Below are 14,668 nucleotides of genomic sequence, written 5' to 3'. Positions count from 1 at the left end.
CTTTCTGCGAATCCGAGGCTGGCGCTTGTGAAACACCCTAAATTGCGGCTCACACTCATTCTTGCGTGTTTTTTTCTGACACCAGTTTGGGCGGCTCCAATATCCCCCCCAAGTCCTGCCTCACCGACTGCCAGAGCGATGATCCCAGCACCACCGCAACTGAGCGCGAAATCCTGGGTACTTATGGATGCCGCGACAGGCTCGATTATTGGCAGTCAAAACGCTGATATGCATTTGCCGCCGGCTAGCTTGACTAAGTTGATGACGGTGTATGTGGCTACCAATGAGATACAGGCGGGACGGCTCAAGATCGACGATCCGGTTACCGTCAGTGAAAATGCATGGAAAACCGGTGGCTCCAGGATGTTTCTTGATCCTGGCTCCGTTGTCCCTGTGCATGACCTGCTGCGTGGCGTGGTGATCGACTCTGGTAATGACGCCAGCGTGGCTCTGTCGGAGCACATAGCGGGTAGCGAAGATGCATTTGCCGGTTTGATGAATGTCACTGCAAATAAACTGGGGCTGACTGACACTCACTTCATGAACCCTACAGGCTTGCCGGCACCTGGGCACTATTCCTCTGCTCATGATATGGCCCGGCTTGCGCGGGCAATTATCAATGATGAGTCCGCTTACTACCCGCTATACGCGCACAAATATTTCACCTGGAACAACATTCGCCAACCCAATCGCAATCTTCTCCTCTGGCGCGACCCAAGTGTTGACGGGCTCAAAACTGGCCACACCGAAGAGGCCGGCTACTGCATGGTGACCTCTGCTCTTCGTGATGGGCGGCGTCTTATCAGTGCGGTATTTGGCTCGACCACGTTGAACAATCGTGCAGAAGATACTCAAAAAATCCTGAACTACGGCTTCCGCTTTTTTGAGACGAAGACCTATCAGAAAGGCGGCCAGGTGTTAGCTCAACCACGACTGTGGAAAGGCGAGAAAAACGTAATTTCTGTTGGGTTGCTCGATGATGTGACATTGACGCTGCCCAAGAATAGTAATCGCAAGGTGGAAAGCCGCCTTCACATCAATAACGCACTGGAAGCTCCTATTGCCGTCGGTGACATAGTCGGAAGCTACGAGTTGTATGACGGCGAGAACAAACTTGTGACACGCTCTCTCATCGCATTAGAAGCGGGAGAAGCAGGTGGTTGGTGGACGCGAATCTGGGATGCATTCCATCTTTTTTTTGCAGGATTGTTTGATGTGCAGGACGACACAGGAGAGGTAAAGGCCTGAATCTGGATGGATGATATCCAGCCGTGATTCACCTGACTGACAACCTCAGATGATTCCCACTGATCTGACGTGGCAGGGGCGAAACCAGCAGCCCATTCGCCCCAATGACGCTTTAGCGCCGGCTCGTTTGTCAGTCATCATAAAGGTGGAATGCTCAATGGGTTGTCGCTTTCATGCAATTCATATCTGATACCGACCTAAGAGAGCGTGTTAGCTGCACCATGGAACGCCCTGAATTACACTCGGATTTGCTGATGGATCAGCCCCATCCGAAATACAAAAAGCCCGGCTTCGCGCCGGGCTTTTTGTTTCTGTCATTCTGCGTAAGGCTTTAGCCCGGGCTGAAATCACAAACCAGATTCTTGCAGCTCTAGGGGCTGAGAGCTTTTGTACTGAAGGAATGAGCTATCATGTGCCATTTCCCTTGAGCCCAGACACTCGCTTTCCCGGATATCGCCTGATCAAGTCGTGCGCCGACGTTCAAATAGAGAGAACAAGTACATACCGGCCAACATGGCCAATACGAATATGATGATCCGCCCGTGCCCTGTAAGCACAATAGCGATCGCTGGCCCAGGGCAGATCCCCGCAATTCCCCAACCTATACCGAACACAAGGCCGCCGCCAATCAAGCGGGCATCCAGCTCCCTTTTCATCGGTAACTGCATGGGGGCACCTAACAAGGACTGCTTGTTCTTACGCGCCCAATTCAGGGGGATAACCGCCACTGCGATAGCCCCTCCCATCACCAGTGCGAGTGACGGATCCCAAGCCCCGGCCACATCAAGAAAAGCCAATACTTTTTCGGGGTTCGCCATGCCTGCCAAGAGAAGACCAAGGCCGAAGATCAGGCCAGATAAAAATGCGGCCAACTTGATCAAGTTCATGCTCCCACCACGTGACGAATGACGTACACCGTTGCAACGCCGGCGAACATAAAGCACATCGTCGCCGTGATGGATCGGGCTGACAGTCGAGAGATCCCGCAAACTCCATGACCGCTAGTACAGCCAGAGCCGTAACGAGTTCCAACGCCTACGAGCAGCCCCGCAATAATCAGGGTGGGCCACTCAGCCCTGATATCGATTTGCGGCAAAACGTTAAATGCTCCCCATAACAATGGCGCAAGCAACAGACCAAGAAGAAATAGCGCCTTTTCGCTCCAACCCTCACTGCCAAATTGCATCACGCTTCCAATCAAACCACTGATGCCTGCGATGCGACCATTTGCGAGAACGAATATGCTGGCCGCCAGGCCAATCAAGGCTCCTCCGCCCAGGGATGTCCAAGGCGTAAAGTTGACCCAATCAATGCTCATTTTGCGTCTCCTGCACAGAAGTGCTGATAAAGAACGTTGATTTTGATGTAAATCAGCGTTGACTGAGCGAGGTGCGCCGACTCACTGCTCCATCAAAAACCGCTCAATTTCCTCAACGGTACTGCGCGCCGTTCGGGTCACGCCGATCAGTGTCGCCGAAGCGGCGCCTGTCCAGTCGCCATAACCCACCAACCACAAACGCGGTTCCTGAATCGAATGCGTACCTTTTACGGCCACGCGCCCGTCGGCGGTACACACACCCAGGGATTCCAAATAGCCGAGGGCAGGGCGGAAGCCGGTGCACCAGATCACCGCGTCAACCGGCGTTTGTGAGCCATCAGCCCACGTCACGCCGGTCTCGGTGAAGCGCAGGAACGGCCGAACCGCGTGCAGCACGCCGCGCTCCCGAGCCTCGACGACTGGCGGCACCATCACGATATCGCCCAAGCCGCCAACCGGCTTTTCAATGACGATGCCGGCCAGCTGCGCTTTCCAGCGTTCGGTGGCGCGTTCGAAGAGCACGCGTCCATCAACGTCATCGGCAAGAAACTCTGGCGGCTGCGCAGTGACCCAGGTGGCATCGGCCACTTGCGAGACTTCAGCGAGGATCTGTGCGCCGGAGTTGCCACCGCCTACCACCAGGACTTTTTTTCCGGCAAACGGCTTGGCGTTAACGTAGTGGGCCGAATGTAATTGCTGGCCGGTAAAGGTTTCGCTGCCGGGGTAGTGCGGCAGGTAGGGATGGCGCCAGGTGCCGGTCGCGCTGACCACGGTGCGGGCCAGCCAACTGAGGCCCCGGGCTTTTACGTGGAGGTGATTGCCCCGACGTTCAATAGCGTTGACCCAGTAGGGCCGTTCGACAGGAAACTGGTAGCGTTGCTCATACTGGCGCAGGTAATCGAGTACGTTGTCGCGACTTGGGTAGCCGTCAGTGACCGAAGGCATCATCCAACCGGCGATGGAGCTCCAGGTCGACGGTGAAAACAATCGCAGGGAATCCCAGCCATGCCGCCAAGCGCCACCCGGCCCCGCTTCGGCATCAATGATCACAAAGGAACGCCCGGTACGGCGCAGGAAGTAAGCCACGGCGAGTGCGGACTGGCCACCGCCAATAATCGCAACATCCACTTCGGCAGGCATGGGGATTCCTTGGGTTGGCGAAGGTCAGGTCAAGTTAATCCATTCGAAGCGGACGTTTGTTGATGTTGCTCAAGTCGCACGTTGTCTGTTGGCGCGATGAAGGTCACTGCCAGCGGCAACACTGCGCCGAGCACGAAACTGGCGGTCGACGCGAGGGCAGCTTGTCGTCGATGGACATATCTAACATGGCACATGATTTCTCTTGGTGGAGATTTCTCCCAATTCAAATGATACAGCTCACATTTCTAATGAACACCCAAGTTATGGCGTTTGCCGCGGTGATGCCTGAACCGTACGATTTAATACGTTAAACGTATCGATTTTGCAGTACCCAAAAAACAGACTCGGATAACATTTTATTATCAGACCCAATATGCCCGCAGTTGAGCTTTGGCATTTGAGGTGCCGGAAAATGAGATATTTGCTGCCGCGGATGCGGTGTTGGCCCGCAGCGAACGGCCGACAGTTGAGCGCGTGCGTCTGGAGTTGGGCCGCGGCAGCCCGGCACGGGTCGGCGGTCTGCTCGATCAATGGTGGGCGCGTCTGGACGAACGCTTGGCGGTGATACCCGCCTGCCGGCATTGATTGTCGGCTGGAGAAACCAAGAGAGCCTAATCATCGCCCTGACGAGAGCTGTTCACGAACCTATTACCGCTTAAGTTTGTTTAATGCCAGGATGGGATTGCGGTTCGAAACCTCGGATCAGACCTGCCGCAGCGGTATAACAAACGCGAGACACTGACGAATTTCGATTTAAATCACATCAGTTACTTTTTGAACTCAATGGGTCGGTGGTAGATACGATGAGGCTGCTGTCGTCTCACCAAACGACCGGTCAGCGGTGGGCACAAGCGGCATTGAGGCACAGCGTCGTCTACAAAGCGTGGAACACCTTCAACAACGACTCAGGCCCGTCTCATCCTATCAGCCACACCTCTGATGCAAATTCGATACAGTAGACGTATACGCTTGCTAATTTCAGCGTGGATGCAAGTGGACGTAGTTGCCAAAATGCAGCGAGAGGGTGTTGCTGTGAAGCCAGTGTTTGTGGTTTGAGCAGAGAGCGGAACGCGCGCATTATCCCGTAATCCCAGGTTTTGTATTGCCGTTAAATCCTCCGCAGATTTAATCTAGGTCATTCCATGGGTTTCGATATTGTGCCGCGTGTCTGCATTCGGGGGCAGGGCCGCCCCTACGGCTTACCCCCCCCTCGACAACCGAGCAGGTGAAAAGACGTCGGACTGGAGTCCTGCTTTGCACAGTTCGTCCGGCGGTGCACCCTCCAAAAACAAACCAGCCGCCCATGCTGATAATGCAGGGGAGGTCAGGATGCCGCTGCCGCCTTGCCCGGCGAGCCAGAAAAAATTTTCGTCCTGCGGACTGAAACCCACGACCTGCCGTTTGTCTGGAGCGAAGCTACGCAGTCCTGCCCATTTATGGGTGATTTGAGTGATGGGCAGTGTCGTCGATTCCGAGAGATAGTGTGCCGCATAGGCGATGTCCAGTTCCTCGGGCTGTGCGTCGCAAGCCTCGCTCGGGGTCGCGTCGGCAGGTGAGACCATGATCCGCCCGGATTCTGGTTTGAAGTAAAACGCCTCGCTGACTCCGTTGACGGCCGGCAGGGTGGAAAGGTCCATGCCTTAAGGGCCGTGGCGCCGCGGGGGAGGACCTCAGCCACTCGGCCGAGGTACATCACAAATGTGCGATCGCAAAAATACTGCACCCGCGCCAGATCATGGGAGATGAAGACGTAGGTGAGGTCGAGCCGATCCCGCAAGTCTTGCAGTAGGGCAGCAGTGCTCTTCGGTTATTCCAGACTGGTTGATACTCGATAGTTGTCGATTCAGTCGTCGGATGTTCTGCAGCATTCGATAGGACGGAAGCTCATCGCTCGTTTAAGTAATTGGTCAGTTATGCGAATAGAGTTTCAATGCTTTGGCAAAACCTTGAGCTTTGAAAATGGCACTGCCTTCGCCTAGATCACCGTCGCTGGCGACGAGGTACACCTCATTTGTATCTGGTTTGAGCGCCAGGCTGGTAGAACGCAAAAAGTGGCCGTTTTCGCGTCCCGGGATCAGAATCTGGCCAATGGGAAGACCGCTTGGGTTGAGTACTAGGACACGCCCTTGACTATACATGGCCACGTATAAGTTGCCGTCCTGATCGACGCGCATCGAATCGGGGGAGGGGCCGTTGAATCGATAAACCACCGCCTCGCCAAAAGGCGCTATTGTCTGAGCGTCTTTCAGTTCAATTCGATGAAGCAGGCCGGAGGCAAACTCCGTGACCCACAAGGTTTTTCCGTCGGGGGAGAGGGCGATGCCATTAGCTATTGCCAGCTTGGGCAGGATCGGAACGATAGACTGACGGTCCTCGGGCACATAGAAAACGCCGCCCGTTGGCTCGGTAGACGTGCCCTTGAAGTCGGTGAAGTAAAAACCTCCGGTGCTGTCGAACACCAGATCGTCGACCAGATAGTTTTTGTTACCCGCAATGAGCACCTTCTTTCCCGAGCCGTCCGGTTTGTAGACCGTAAGATTACCTGTGCTCTTGAAGTTTCCAAGGCCTGCTACGAATAGGCGTCCATCCTTATGAATTGCCAATCCTGCCGAACCCAAAGCGTTTTTCTGCACTACAACACTGAGCTTTCCTTGCGGGTCGACTTTGAGTACCTGCCCACCAAATACCTCCACAAATAGCAAATTGCCCTCGCGATCGAAGGCCGGGCCTTCCAGCTGTATCCCTTTGTCCGAGACCTTGATCCAACGCTGTGCAGTTACAGTCGGAAGGTCTTTTTCAGAGGCCGGAATGGCATGTAGCTGTTTGTCGCCTGCGGGATAAGCGAGGGCCGGAATTGACTCTGCAGCGTCAGCGATGAACGCAGTCGCGCTCAGCAATAACAGCAGGGAAGCGAGGACATTTTTATGCATGATGGTTACCTGGATATTGTTGTTATGTTTGCTAGGAGTCATGCGTTTATCAGGGCAACGAGGGCCGGGACAGTGAGTACGGCGGTGTAATAGCCCATGAACTGCACGCCAATGTTGAAGCCCAAAAAGCGTGAGAGAAATCCGCCCAGCAGACCGATGGTGATGATTACCAGCAAACCTAGGAGGCCGCCTTCCCAGATGCCAATCACCAGGATTAGGCCAACAAAAGTCGAGATCACGGCTTCGTGGCTGATTTTGCGCGACACATAGGATGCTGCTCTGTGCGCGTAATTCATGGTGAATGGGTAAGCAATCAGAATGGCAATGACCACTGCCAACATGCCATACCCAAGAAACTCCCAAGTGCTGAGCAGTGAGTGCAAGTTGTGCACCTGGCCCGTCGCTGTGTCGACGCTGAAGCGCGGGGGGGCATTGAAGAGTGGCGCTGCCGGGCCCGCTGCAACGGGGCTAAGTGGCAGACCAAAAGCGATGAGCGGGATCAACGCTTCGGCGAGGTATGTTGATTCGGTGACCCCGTTGCGAGCGGTTATGACTGTGGTCAAGCGATGGTAAACGTGCTTGACCCTTGAACCGACGACTTCGCCCATGATGACGGTCATGGCAACCGGGCTGAACACGAAGGTGGCGCTGGAGACTACGGCAGTGACGGCAGTCCACATGCTTTGTTTGCTGTCCAATACCGTAAGCGGATTAGGAAAAAATCCGCCCCAGCTTTTTACGTCGGGAGATAAGGAAAAAGTGCGCACCTCCTGACGTCGCATTGTTTCTCGCTCGGCAGGTGCGAGCATGGAGAACAGCGCGGCGATTAGCGGGCCGATGGCAATGCCAAGGAAGTAACTGACACTGAGCTTGACCCCATATTGCCCGGTGATGCTTTGTAGGCCAACAATGACCATGACGAAGGGGATCAGCGTCAGCACAGCAGCCAGGCGTCCTTTGGAGAACCATGCAATGGCAATCGCCGCAAGCAGAAAAACCCAAGGCGCAGCATGTTTGATCATGTCACCGAACGGCGCGAGCATTACGGCGAACAGTACGGCCATCGGAACTGCAATCAGCGCCGCAATCACCGCTCCCGAAATCATCTTGCGCAATGCAATGTGTGGAACACCTAGATTGCGCAAGAAGTTGGCCTCGCGCATGAGCGGCGTCGCCATGGTGTCACCAGGAATGCCCAGTAGTGCCGTCGGTACGGCATGGGTCATATGTTTAGCTACGGCTCCCGCTAGGAAGAATGTCAGCACACCTGCGGCAGGAACGCCCAGCAGAACGACCAGCAAAGTCAGCGGGGCGAGCGTAGTGGTTTCATCGCTGCCTGAGATGAGTCCGATCCCGGCGAAAATTACTGCCCCCAGAATACCCATACCCAACGCTATTAAGATCTGATCCAGGATTGGTTCGATCATGACCGGCCTCCATTGACGCTTACAGCTCTGACAGTAATGGCGGGTTGCACGTCGAGGCTTTTGTCGGGAGAGAGAAGGGCTTTCTCGTAATCAGCGAACAGATCATAAAGATCCATTTCACGCAGTTCCGCAATCGTGGCGGGCGGTAAGTCAGTCAGGCTGCCAAGGGGGCCATATTCGTTCTGCAATTCGATCAGGATTTTTGAACGCCATGCCGGATCTGCCAGATGCTCTACGACGTTACGCTTGGGTTTGAAAAGTGCCGCACTGATGGCTCCACCTGCCAGGCAGCCAACAATACCTACCAGCATCGCGTAAGCGCGCGCCATCTGCAGAGAGTCTATCCAGCCGACAAGCAGGTGTTGCGCTATGAAGAAAGCGCCGAGGCTGACAATTGCGCCGATGCCAATGGAGTAGATCAGGTGGCGACCGTCTACCGTGTCTCCCCATACTTCAAACAGTTCGGGTTTCATAAGGGTTCTCCCACCGCCCCTGAGGGCTTTTATTGTTATGAACGTGAAGAGATGCGGCTTAGTTCGTTTCTACGAGACCACGTTTCGCAAGAAGGGCACGGGATACTCTGGATGCAGTTTCCCGTCCAAGTTCGGTATTGATGAACTCACCGATTTCTATCAATGCATCAAGATCGACGCCATGGTTCATGCCTAGGCCGCTCAGTAGGTAAATCACATCTTCAGTGGCAACATTGCCAGTGGCCCCTGGCGAATACGGGCAGCCACCCAGGCCGGCAATCGAGCTGTCGAAGATCCGTACATCGGCTTCCAGCGCAGCATGGATATTGGCGATAGCCATGCCATAGGTGTCATGAAAATGTCCGGCTAGAGCGCTGACGGGAACAACCTGTCGACAGGCATTGATCAGCGTTTTCGTTGCCGCAGGTGTACCCGCACCAATGGTGTCGCCCAGACTTACCTCATAACACCCCATTCCGAAGAGCGAAGCGCTGACTGCGGCGACCGCCTCGGGTTTGACGTGGCCTGTGAAGGGACAACCCATGGCGCACGAGACGTAGCCTCTGACCCTGACTCCGGCATCGCGCGCGCGCGCCATCACTTCCTGATAGCGGAGTAGGCTTTGCGCAATAGAACAGTTGGTATTCCTTTGCGAGAACGCCTCGGAGGCAGCAGTGAACACTGCGACCTCTCGGCAACCTGCCTCTATTGCTGCTTCCAGACCTTTCACGTTGGGCACCAACGCTGTCCAGGTTACGCCGGGGCGTGTTGTGAGCGCTTTTAGCACCTGATCAGATCCGGACATCTGCGGTACCCAGCGTGGCGAAACAAAAGCTCCGGCCTCCAAGGTTCGCAGGCCCGCATCTGCCAGCATTTCTAACAATTGCACTGTGGTCTGGGGCGGTAGCGTCTGCTTCTCGTTCTGCAAGCCGTCTCTTGCACCTACCTCAACCAACCGGACATGATCATTGGTCATGATCATTACTGCGCACGCTTTTGCTTAAGTAGTTCAGCCGCTTTGTCTGAGCGTACATCACGAGCCTCAACCATCTGCTTGACCAGCCAGTTGACCTCTTCACCTTTGGCGCCAGCGGAAAGAGCAATGTTGCGCGCATGCAAAGCCATGTGGCCGCGTTGTATTCCTTCAGTAGACAATGCGCGTAGCGCGCCGAGGTTTTGTGCTAGACCGACTGCCACCGCGATTTCGGCGAGTTCCTGCGCTGTCCTCACACCCAAGATGCGTAGCGATAATTGTGCCAGTGGGTGGGTCTTGGTAGCGCCGCCAACCAGTCCGACAGGCATGGGCATTTCCAGTGTGCCCACCAGATGGCCCTTGCCATCTTTTTCCCACGTGGTCAGCGAACCGTAATGTCCGTTGCGACAGGCGTAGGCGTGTGCACCTGCTTCCACCGCGCGCCAGTCGTTACCTGTGGCGACAATAAGAGGGTCGATTCCATTCATGATGCCCTTGTTGTGAGTGGCTGCACGATAGGGGTCGACGACGGCAAAGTTGTAAGCATCGAGGATCCCTTCAATGACGTCTTCGCCTTTGAAAGCTGCGGTCGTGAGCAGCTCAGGAGCAATGCGGATCTGGGCTCGGGCAAGACGCAGGTCGGCCAGGTTGGACAGGATGCGCAGTCGTACCTTGCCGCCAGTAATCTCTTCCATCAACGGGGCCACCGCTTCAGCCATGGTGTTCACGGTGTTGGCACCCATGGCATCCCGCACGTCCACGATAAGGTGGGCTACCAGCATCGGCCCACGTGGGCTCTGGGCGAAGGTATGTACTTCAATGTCGCGACAACCCCCACCTAACTTGTTAAGTAGTTGATCCTTGCGGTTAGCGAGTTCGATGATTTCGTCTTTGCGGCGCATAAGACTCAGACGTGCATTGAAGGGATCTTCGATTTCGACGATCTGAACTTGGGCCCGCATCAGCGGCAGAGAGCTGGAGGTCTGGAAACCACCAGCCTCGCGTGCCAGTTTCGCCATGAACGATGCTGCCGCGACTACCGAAGGCTCCTCAACGACCAACGGCACAATTACGTCGCGACCATTTATTTGGAAGTTGCTCGCGACGGCGTATGGCAATTCAAATTTGCCGATGACGTTCTCGATCATGCCATCAGCTATTTCCAGAGGTAGGGCGCCGGCATCGCGTAGCAGAGCAACATCATCCTCTGGAAGCTCAAGTAGCTCTTGCAAGTGACCCAGACGCTCGGCGGGCGACATGCTGCGGAACATCGGGAGGCGGGAGTCGATACTCATGGGAGGAGTCCTGGTGCAGTTATTGTTTTTGAGTTGCAGTTACCCTATTCGCATGTGTCTTAGTAAAAAAGGTACAGTTTGGACGGACAGTACCTAAGCTGTACCCTCTATGATTAATTCATTCAGGACTCCATACGATGGCGCGGCTGACACTTGCCCAGCAACTGACGGCATCATTGGTCGAGCAGATCGGCAACGGCACGTACCGAGTGGGAGACCGTCTGCCATCCCTGCGCGAGTGCATGCGCTTGTTTGGTCATTCGAAAAATACAGTGATCAACGCTTACGAATCGCTCGCCTCCCAAGGACTCGTTGAAGCGCGTCATGGGCAGGGCTTCTACGTTAAACAGGGAGCCCCGAGTAGCAGCGAACCGGAAGAGCCGCTGCCGTTCACTCGGGCGATGGACACCATCTGGCTCATGCGTCAGCAGTTTGTCCGTGAGCCTGGTCACTCGCCACTCGGTGAAGGTTTTCCGCCAGTGGAATGGTTGATGGATTTGCGGTTGGACAAGTTCACACGGCAAATCATGCGAATCGGTGTAACGACGCTTTTCCGATACGGCAATCGGCTGGGGAATGCGGCGCTTCGTCAACACCTGGTGCAAAAACTGGCTAGCTATTCGATTACTGCCAGTGCTCGACAAATCGTAACCACCCATGGGGCCAATCACGCACTGGATTTGATAATCCGCCGTTTCATTGCCCCAGGCGATTACGTTTGTGTCGAGGATCCAGGCTATTACCCATTGTTCGGCAAGCTGCAACTGCAAGGCGCACGGATGCTATCCGTGCCCAGATTGCCGGATGGGCCGGACATGGAAGTGCTGGAGCAGTATCTTCTCTTGTACAAGCCAAAATTATTTTTTATTCAGTCTGTCGGGCACAACCCGACGGGCTCCGATATTTCACCCAGCAAAGCTCATCGGTTGGTTCAGTTAGCGGAAGAGCACAACTTCATCTTGGTGGACGACGACGCTTTAGCAGATTTCAAACCGGCATCAGCAATCAAGGTGTCTGCGCTGGATCAGTTGAAACGCTCTCTGTACGTGGGCAGCTTTTCCAAATCTGTTTCTGCGGCATTGAGGGTCGGGTTCATCGCAGGCAGCAAAGACGTTATAGATGAACTGGGTGATCTGAAAATGCTGCTGCACACCAGCACGTCGGAGCTTTGTGAGCGAACCGTTGATGTCATTCTGACGGAGGGGCATTTCCTGCGTCATTCGATCCGTCTTCAAGAACGGCTGAAAGCTGCTACAACGGCAGGTTTGCAGATGCTGGATGAGATAGGGGCCGAGGTATTTGTTCGTCCAGAGCAAAGTCTTTATCTGTGGGTCAGGTTTCCTCACATTGACGATGCCAGAGAGCTGACGCGACAACTGCTTCCAAAGGGTTTCATGATCGCCCCTGGACACATTTTCTCACCGGAACAGTCGCGCATAAATCCATGGACGAGATTGAATGTGGCGTATCTGAATGATCCGTTACTCAAGGCCGTATTGAGCGGCTGAAATGCTGTCGTTTTCCTTCATGGATGCCATTCTTTATCAGCTGGCGCTACAACGCATCATCGTCGCAAAGTAAATAATGGGTACTCGCAAGTCTAGCCAAGTGCCGACTGTAAAAATCCAGAGTCCGGCGAAGTCGTTGAAGCGAAGGGTGAACACAATATTCTGAAAGAGTGGAAAGCCAAATACGATTCCGACACCGTTGAGTCCTGGCTGAGCAAGCGATTTTGGTTTGAGTACAAAAGGGCCTGAGAAGGCCCTTAATTAGTTGGCGAGGAAGAGGGCGCGAACTAGAAAACAGTGCGTTTATTTTGGCGGCCCAGGCAATGACAACGCCGGTGGCTCAGCGCGTTGGGACTATCGATTAAAGCGCTCGACCAACGAATATTGAGTTGCAGCTGTCTTGGTCAACTCCTTGCTTAGTTCTGCTGAGTGATGAGATTTCAGATCTACTGCCGCATAGACGGACAGGCATCTAAGATTTACATTTTCACGTGCCTATCTGAAAAATTATCGCTGCACGGCGATGCATTTGATCTCCACCAGGAGCCCCGGTCGAGCCAGTTCACCCACACCTATGCATGTCCATGCGCAAGTACTCCTAGGAAAGACTTCATCCTTCACTTGTCTAAAAATTGGCATGTGGCGTTGCATATCGACGTGATAAGTCGTCATTTCGACCACATCCTCAAATTCGCAGCCACCGGCTGCCAAGACGAGCCGTAGATTCTCCCACGCCGCCAAAAATTGCTGCTCAGGATCTTCGATAACTGATAATTCCGGCGTCCGGCCTACCTGGCCAGCGCAGTAGAGCGTTTTTCCTACCTTTACAGCTGGCGCGTAACCAGCATGCTCGCAGAGCAATTTCATGCCGTCTGGAACGATGATCTGACGATTAGTCATGGTCGTGGAATCCAAAATATAAACGGTTATGTAACCAAACCCAGATGCCAGAGCGCCATCCACTCGGGGAGGAAATGCGCCAAGCATTATTGGCCCCTCTGGGCATCCCCGCCCCATGTAGACCCTGTAAAGTCGGATGAACTGGCTTCTGAGGTTAAACTCAGACCAATGACTAAGCCTCTTTCGCTAAAACTGAGAGTGACACTGCACGTTTCCAAAAAGTTTGAGGGTGCCGTGTAGGGGGTTGTATATGACCCCAAAAAGTGGTGTTAAAGGTATTTGCCGTCAGAGTATGGCTGCGCTGCGGCGCTATGCTCCGTGGCTATTTTCTTGTGTCGCTGCACTACCTCACTAATGACAAACTGCATCAATTTCTCGACAAAAACAGGATCCAGACGGGCATGCTCTGCAAGTTCCGTCAGGCGATCGTATTGATGCTGTTCCCTCTTCTTATCCACTGCAGGCAAATGGTGTTCAGCTTTCAATACGCCCACCTGATCAGTGCAGCGAAAACGTTCTGCAAGCATATGGATGAGCGCGGCGTCGATATTGTCAATGGTCTGTCGAAAGGATGAAAGTTGATCGGTGATATCGGGCGTATCCATAAAATGTTCTCTTTGGGGCAAGTGGTTAAGGAAACAACACGGGATACAGGGAGCTAACGAGAAGTAATGCCATCGCGATGTTGAATGCCCTGAGCCTTCCACCTGACAGCCAATGCCGCAGCGCGGTCCCCAGCCCTGTCCAAATTGCATTCGAGGCCAACCCGATGACCGCGAACGCAATTGCGACCAGGATCACCGAGGCCAGCAATCTATCGGCAGCAAAAAGTGTAATGGCCGAAAAACCGGTGGCCCAGATCTTGGGATTGACCGCCTGAAAGGTTGCCGACTGGAAAAAGGTAAGTGGTTCGGGGCCTCTTGCTTTTGCCTCAGGTGGCACGGCGATGGCGATCTTCCAGGCCAACCATAAAAGATAAAGTGCAGATACGGCCCGCATAACCGTTTGCAGCACGGGAAGGGCGTCAAAGACAGCCATCAGTCCCAGCCCCATCAGGCAAATAATTGCAAAGACTCCGGCCGAAATCCCACAAAGATGAGGCAATGAGCGGACAAGGCCGAAGTTAGCACCCGAAGCCATCACCATGATGTTGTTCGGGCCGGGAGTGATGCTCGCGGCAGCCGCGAAAATTGCAAGCGCTGGCAAAATGTTATCCACCATTGAGTATCCTTCAGTAAGTCAGCTCTATGCCAACGCTAAGCGCTGCTGGTCAGACAACAATATGACCAAACAAACCTACTAGATGGTAGGCTTAGTTTCAATACCTAAGGAAGGTCTGAAGTACCCACCGATTTTTGAGGCCCTCGCTGCTTGAGGTTCAAAAAATCCAAGTCGGCCGAAAAACAGACCCTTCTTGTCTTTAATTCACGGCTCTTTCCTCTGATCGTGCTGTTTC

At 54.2% G+C, this 14,668-nt stretch carries 14 protein-coding genes and 3 pseudogenes; 4 read left to right on the top strand and 13 right to left on the bottom strand.

The window, feature by feature from the left end; all coding sequences use genetic code 11:
* Window positions 1-138 precede the first annotated feature (138 nt).
* The gene (locus tag IEQ42_RS10770) at window positions 139-1,248 is read left to right on the top strand and encodes a D-alanyl-D-alanine carboxypeptidase family protein (protein ID WP_210703495.1); all 1,110 of its coding nucleotides are present in this window, start codon (window positions 139-141) and stop codon (window positions 1,246-1,248) included.
* 461 nt (window positions 1,249-1,709) lie between these two features.
* Here the strand turns inward: IEQ42_RS10770 and IEQ42_RS10765 are convergent, their stop codons facing one another.
* From IEQ42_RS10765 to IEQ42_RS10755, 3 genes are all read right to left on the bottom strand, one after another.
* Window positions 1,710-2,129 carry a DUF6691 family protein gene (locus IEQ42_RS10765; protein ID WP_210703690.1) on the bottom strand — a complete coding sequence of 140 codons (420 nt, stop codon included), beginning with the start codon at window positions 2,127-2,129 and terminating at the stop codon, window positions 1,710-1,712.
* A gap of 2 nt (window positions 2,130-2,131) precedes the next feature.
* Complete coding sequence (locus IEQ42_RS10760) at window positions 2,132-2,566, bottom strand: YeeE/YedE family protein (RefSeq protein ID WP_210703494.1); 435 nt, start codon at window positions 2,564-2,566, stop codon at window positions 2,132-2,134.
* A gap of 81 nt (window positions 2,567-2,647) precedes the next feature.
* Window positions 2,648-3,706, bottom strand: a complete 1,059-nt coding sequence (locus IEQ42_RS10755) for an ArsO family NAD(P)H-dependent flavin-containing monooxygenase (protein WP_210703493.1) — start codon at window positions 3,704-3,706, stop codon at window positions 2,648-2,650.
* 390 nt (window positions 3,707-4,096) lie between these two features.
* Between IEQ42_RS10755 and IEQ42_RS10750 the strand changes: the two are divergent.
* Window positions 4,097-4,290, top strand: a pseudogene (locus tag IEQ42_RS10750) (DNA-binding protein); the annotation flags it as partial.
* Window positions 4,291-4,905: 615 nt separating this feature from the next.
* Here the strand turns inward: IEQ42_RS10750 and IEQ42_RS10745 are convergent.
* The 6 genes from IEQ42_RS10745 to IEQ42_RS10720 all read right to left on the bottom strand — a co-directional run bounded on the left by IEQ42_RS10745 (window position 4,906) and on the right by IEQ42_RS10720 (window position 10,804).
* The gene (locus IEQ42_RS10745; protein WP_210703492.1) at window positions 4,906-5,343 is read right to left on the bottom strand and encodes an FAD-dependent oxidoreductase; all 438 of its coding nucleotides are present in this window, start codon (window positions 5,341-5,343) and stop codon (window positions 4,906-4,908) included.
* 270 nt (window positions 5,344-5,613) lie between these two features.
* A complete protein-coding gene (locus tag IEQ42_RS10740) occupies window positions 5,614-6,678 on the bottom strand; it encodes an SMP-30/gluconolactonase/LRE family protein (RefSeq protein WP_228731974.1) in 1,065 nt (354 codons plus the stop codon).
* The gene (locus IEQ42_RS10735) at window positions 6,675-8,063 is read right to left on the bottom strand and encodes a tripartite tricarboxylate transporter permease (protein WP_210703491.1); all 1,389 of its coding nucleotides are present in this window, start codon (window positions 8,061-8,063) and stop codon (window positions 6,675-6,677) included. The genes IEQ42_RS10740 and IEQ42_RS10735 overlap by 4 nt, the downstream gene beginning before the upstream one ends.
* Complete coding sequence (locus IEQ42_RS10730) at window positions 8,060-8,536, bottom strand: hypothetical protein (protein ID WP_210703490.1); 477 nt, start codon at window positions 8,534-8,536, stop codon at window positions 8,060-8,062. Before IEQ42_RS10730 ends, IEQ42_RS10735 begins: the two co-directional genes overlap by 4 nt.
* A 58-nt stretch (window positions 8,537-8,594) precedes the next feature.
* Window positions 8,595-9,512: a hydroxymethylglutaryl-CoA lyase gene (locus tag IEQ42_RS10725; RefSeq protein WP_210703688.1), complete on the bottom strand. Its 918-nt coding sequence runs from the start codon at window positions 9,510-9,512 to the stop codon at window positions 8,595-8,597.
* Between the two features lie 5 nt (window positions 9,513-9,517).
* A complete protein-coding gene (locus tag IEQ42_RS10720; protein WP_210703489.1) occupies window positions 9,518-10,804 on the bottom strand; it encodes a hydroxymethylglutaryl-CoA reductase, degradative in 1,287 nt (428 codons plus the stop codon).
* Between the two features lie 137 nt (window positions 10,805-10,941).
* On the opposite strand from IEQ42_RS10720, the gene IEQ42_RS10715 reads away from it, so the two are divergent.
* Together IEQ42_RS10715 and IEQ42_RS27735 are read left to right on the top strand one after the other, a co-directional pair.
* Window positions 10,942-12,312: an aminotransferase-like domain-containing protein gene (locus IEQ42_RS10715; protein ID WP_210703488.1), complete on the top strand. Its 1,371-nt coding sequence runs from the start codon at window positions 10,942-10,944 to the stop codon at window positions 12,310-12,312.
* A 156-nt stretch (window positions 12,313-12,468) separates the two neighbouring features.
* A pseudogene (locus IEQ42_RS27735) lies at window positions 12,469-12,561 on the top strand (hypothetical protein); the annotation flags it as partial.
* Between the two features lie 105 nt (window positions 12,562-12,666).
* Here the strand turns inward: IEQ42_RS27735 and IEQ42_RS27730 are convergent.
* The 4 genes and pseudogenes from IEQ42_RS27730 to IEQ42_RS10700 form a co-directional block, all read right to left on the bottom strand.
* Window positions 12,667-12,753 (bottom strand): annotated as a pseudogene (locus tag IEQ42_RS27730) (methyl-accepting chemotaxis protein); the annotation flags it as partial.
* Between the two features lie 66 nt (window positions 12,754-12,819).
* Window positions 12,820-13,212: a RidA family protein gene (locus IEQ42_RS10710; protein ID WP_210703487.1), complete on the bottom strand. Its 393-nt coding sequence runs from the start codon at window positions 13,210-13,212 to the stop codon at window positions 12,820-12,822.
* 269 nt (window positions 13,213-13,481) lie between these two features.
* Window positions 13,482-13,817 carry a chorismate mutase gene (locus tag IEQ42_RS10705; protein ID WP_210703486.1) on the bottom strand — a complete coding sequence of 112 codons (336 nt, stop codon included), beginning with the start codon at window positions 13,815-13,817 and terminating at the stop codon, window positions 13,482-13,484.
* Window positions 13,818-13,842: 25 nt separating this feature from the next.
* On the bottom strand, window positions 13,843-14,433 hold the full coding sequence (locus IEQ42_RS10700) for a LysE family translocator (RefSeq protein WP_210703485.1): 591 nt from the start codon (window positions 14,431-14,433) through the stop codon (window positions 13,843-13,845).
* Window positions 14,434-14,668 lie beyond the last annotated feature (235 nt).

The sequence above is a fragment of the Pseudomonas iridis genome (assembly GCF_017980685.1).
GTDB classification, from domain to species: domain Bacteria; phylum Pseudomonadota; class Gammaproteobacteria; order Pseudomonadales; family Pseudomonadaceae; genus Aquipseudomonas; species Aquipseudomonas iridis.
This window is presented reverse-complemented; position numbering and strand designations above follow the sequence as displayed.

What these genes read in the sequence shown, in the direction of transcription:
- IEQ42_RS10720 (WP_210703489.1), bottom strand. Translation starts at nt 10,804, where the DNA reads ATGAGTATCGACTCCCGCCTCCCGATGTTCCGCAGCATGTCGCCCGCC.
- IEQ42_RS10715 (WP_210703488.1), top strand. Translation starts at nt 10,942, where the DNA reads ATGGCGCGGCTGACACTTGCCCAGCAACTGACGGCATCATTGGTCGAG.
- IEQ42_RS10710 (WP_210703487.1), bottom strand. Translation starts at nt 13,212, where the DNA reads ATGACTAATCGTCAGATCATCGTTCCAGACGGCATGAAATTGCTCTGC.
- IEQ42_RS10745 (WP_210703492.1), bottom strand. Translation starts at nt 5,343, where the DNA reads ATGGACCTTTCCACCCTGCCGGCCGTCAACGGAGTCAGCGAGGCGTTT.
- IEQ42_RS10770 (WP_210703495.1), top strand. Translation starts at nt 139, where the DNA reads ATGATCCCAGCACCACCGCAACTGAGCGCGAAATCCTGGGTACTTATG.
- IEQ42_RS10730 (WP_210703490.1), bottom strand. Translation starts at nt 8,536, where the DNA reads ATGAAACCCGAACTGTTTGAAGTATGGGGAGACACGGTAGACGGTCGC.
- IEQ42_RS10735 (WP_210703491.1), bottom strand. Translation starts at nt 8,063, where the DNA reads ATGATCGAACCAATCCTGGATCAGATCTTAATAGCGTTGGGTATGGGT.
- IEQ42_RS10705 (WP_210703486.1), bottom strand. Translation starts at nt 13,817, where the DNA reads ATGGATACGCCCGATATCACCGATCAACTTTCATCCTTTCGACAGACC.
- IEQ42_RS10725 (WP_210703688.1), bottom strand. Translation starts at nt 9,512, where the DNA reads ATGACCAATGATCATGTCCGGTTGGTTGAGGTAGGTGCAAGAGACGGC.
- IEQ42_RS10760 (WP_210703494.1), bottom strand. Translation starts at nt 2,566, where the DNA reads ATGAGCATTGATTGGGTCAACTTTACGCCTTGGACATCCCTGGGCGGA.
- IEQ42_RS10755 (WP_210703493.1), bottom strand. Translation starts at nt 3,706, where the DNA reads ATGCCTGCCGAAGTGGATGTTGCGATTATTGGCGGTGGCCAGTCCGCA.
- IEQ42_RS10700 (WP_210703485.1), bottom strand. Translation starts at nt 14,433, where the DNA reads ATGGTGGATAACATTTTGCCAGCGCTTGCAATTTTCGCGGCTGCCGCG.
- IEQ42_RS10740 (WP_228731974.1), bottom strand. Translation starts at nt 6,678, where the DNA reads ATGACTCCTAGCAAACATAACAACAATATCCAGGTAACCATCATGCAT.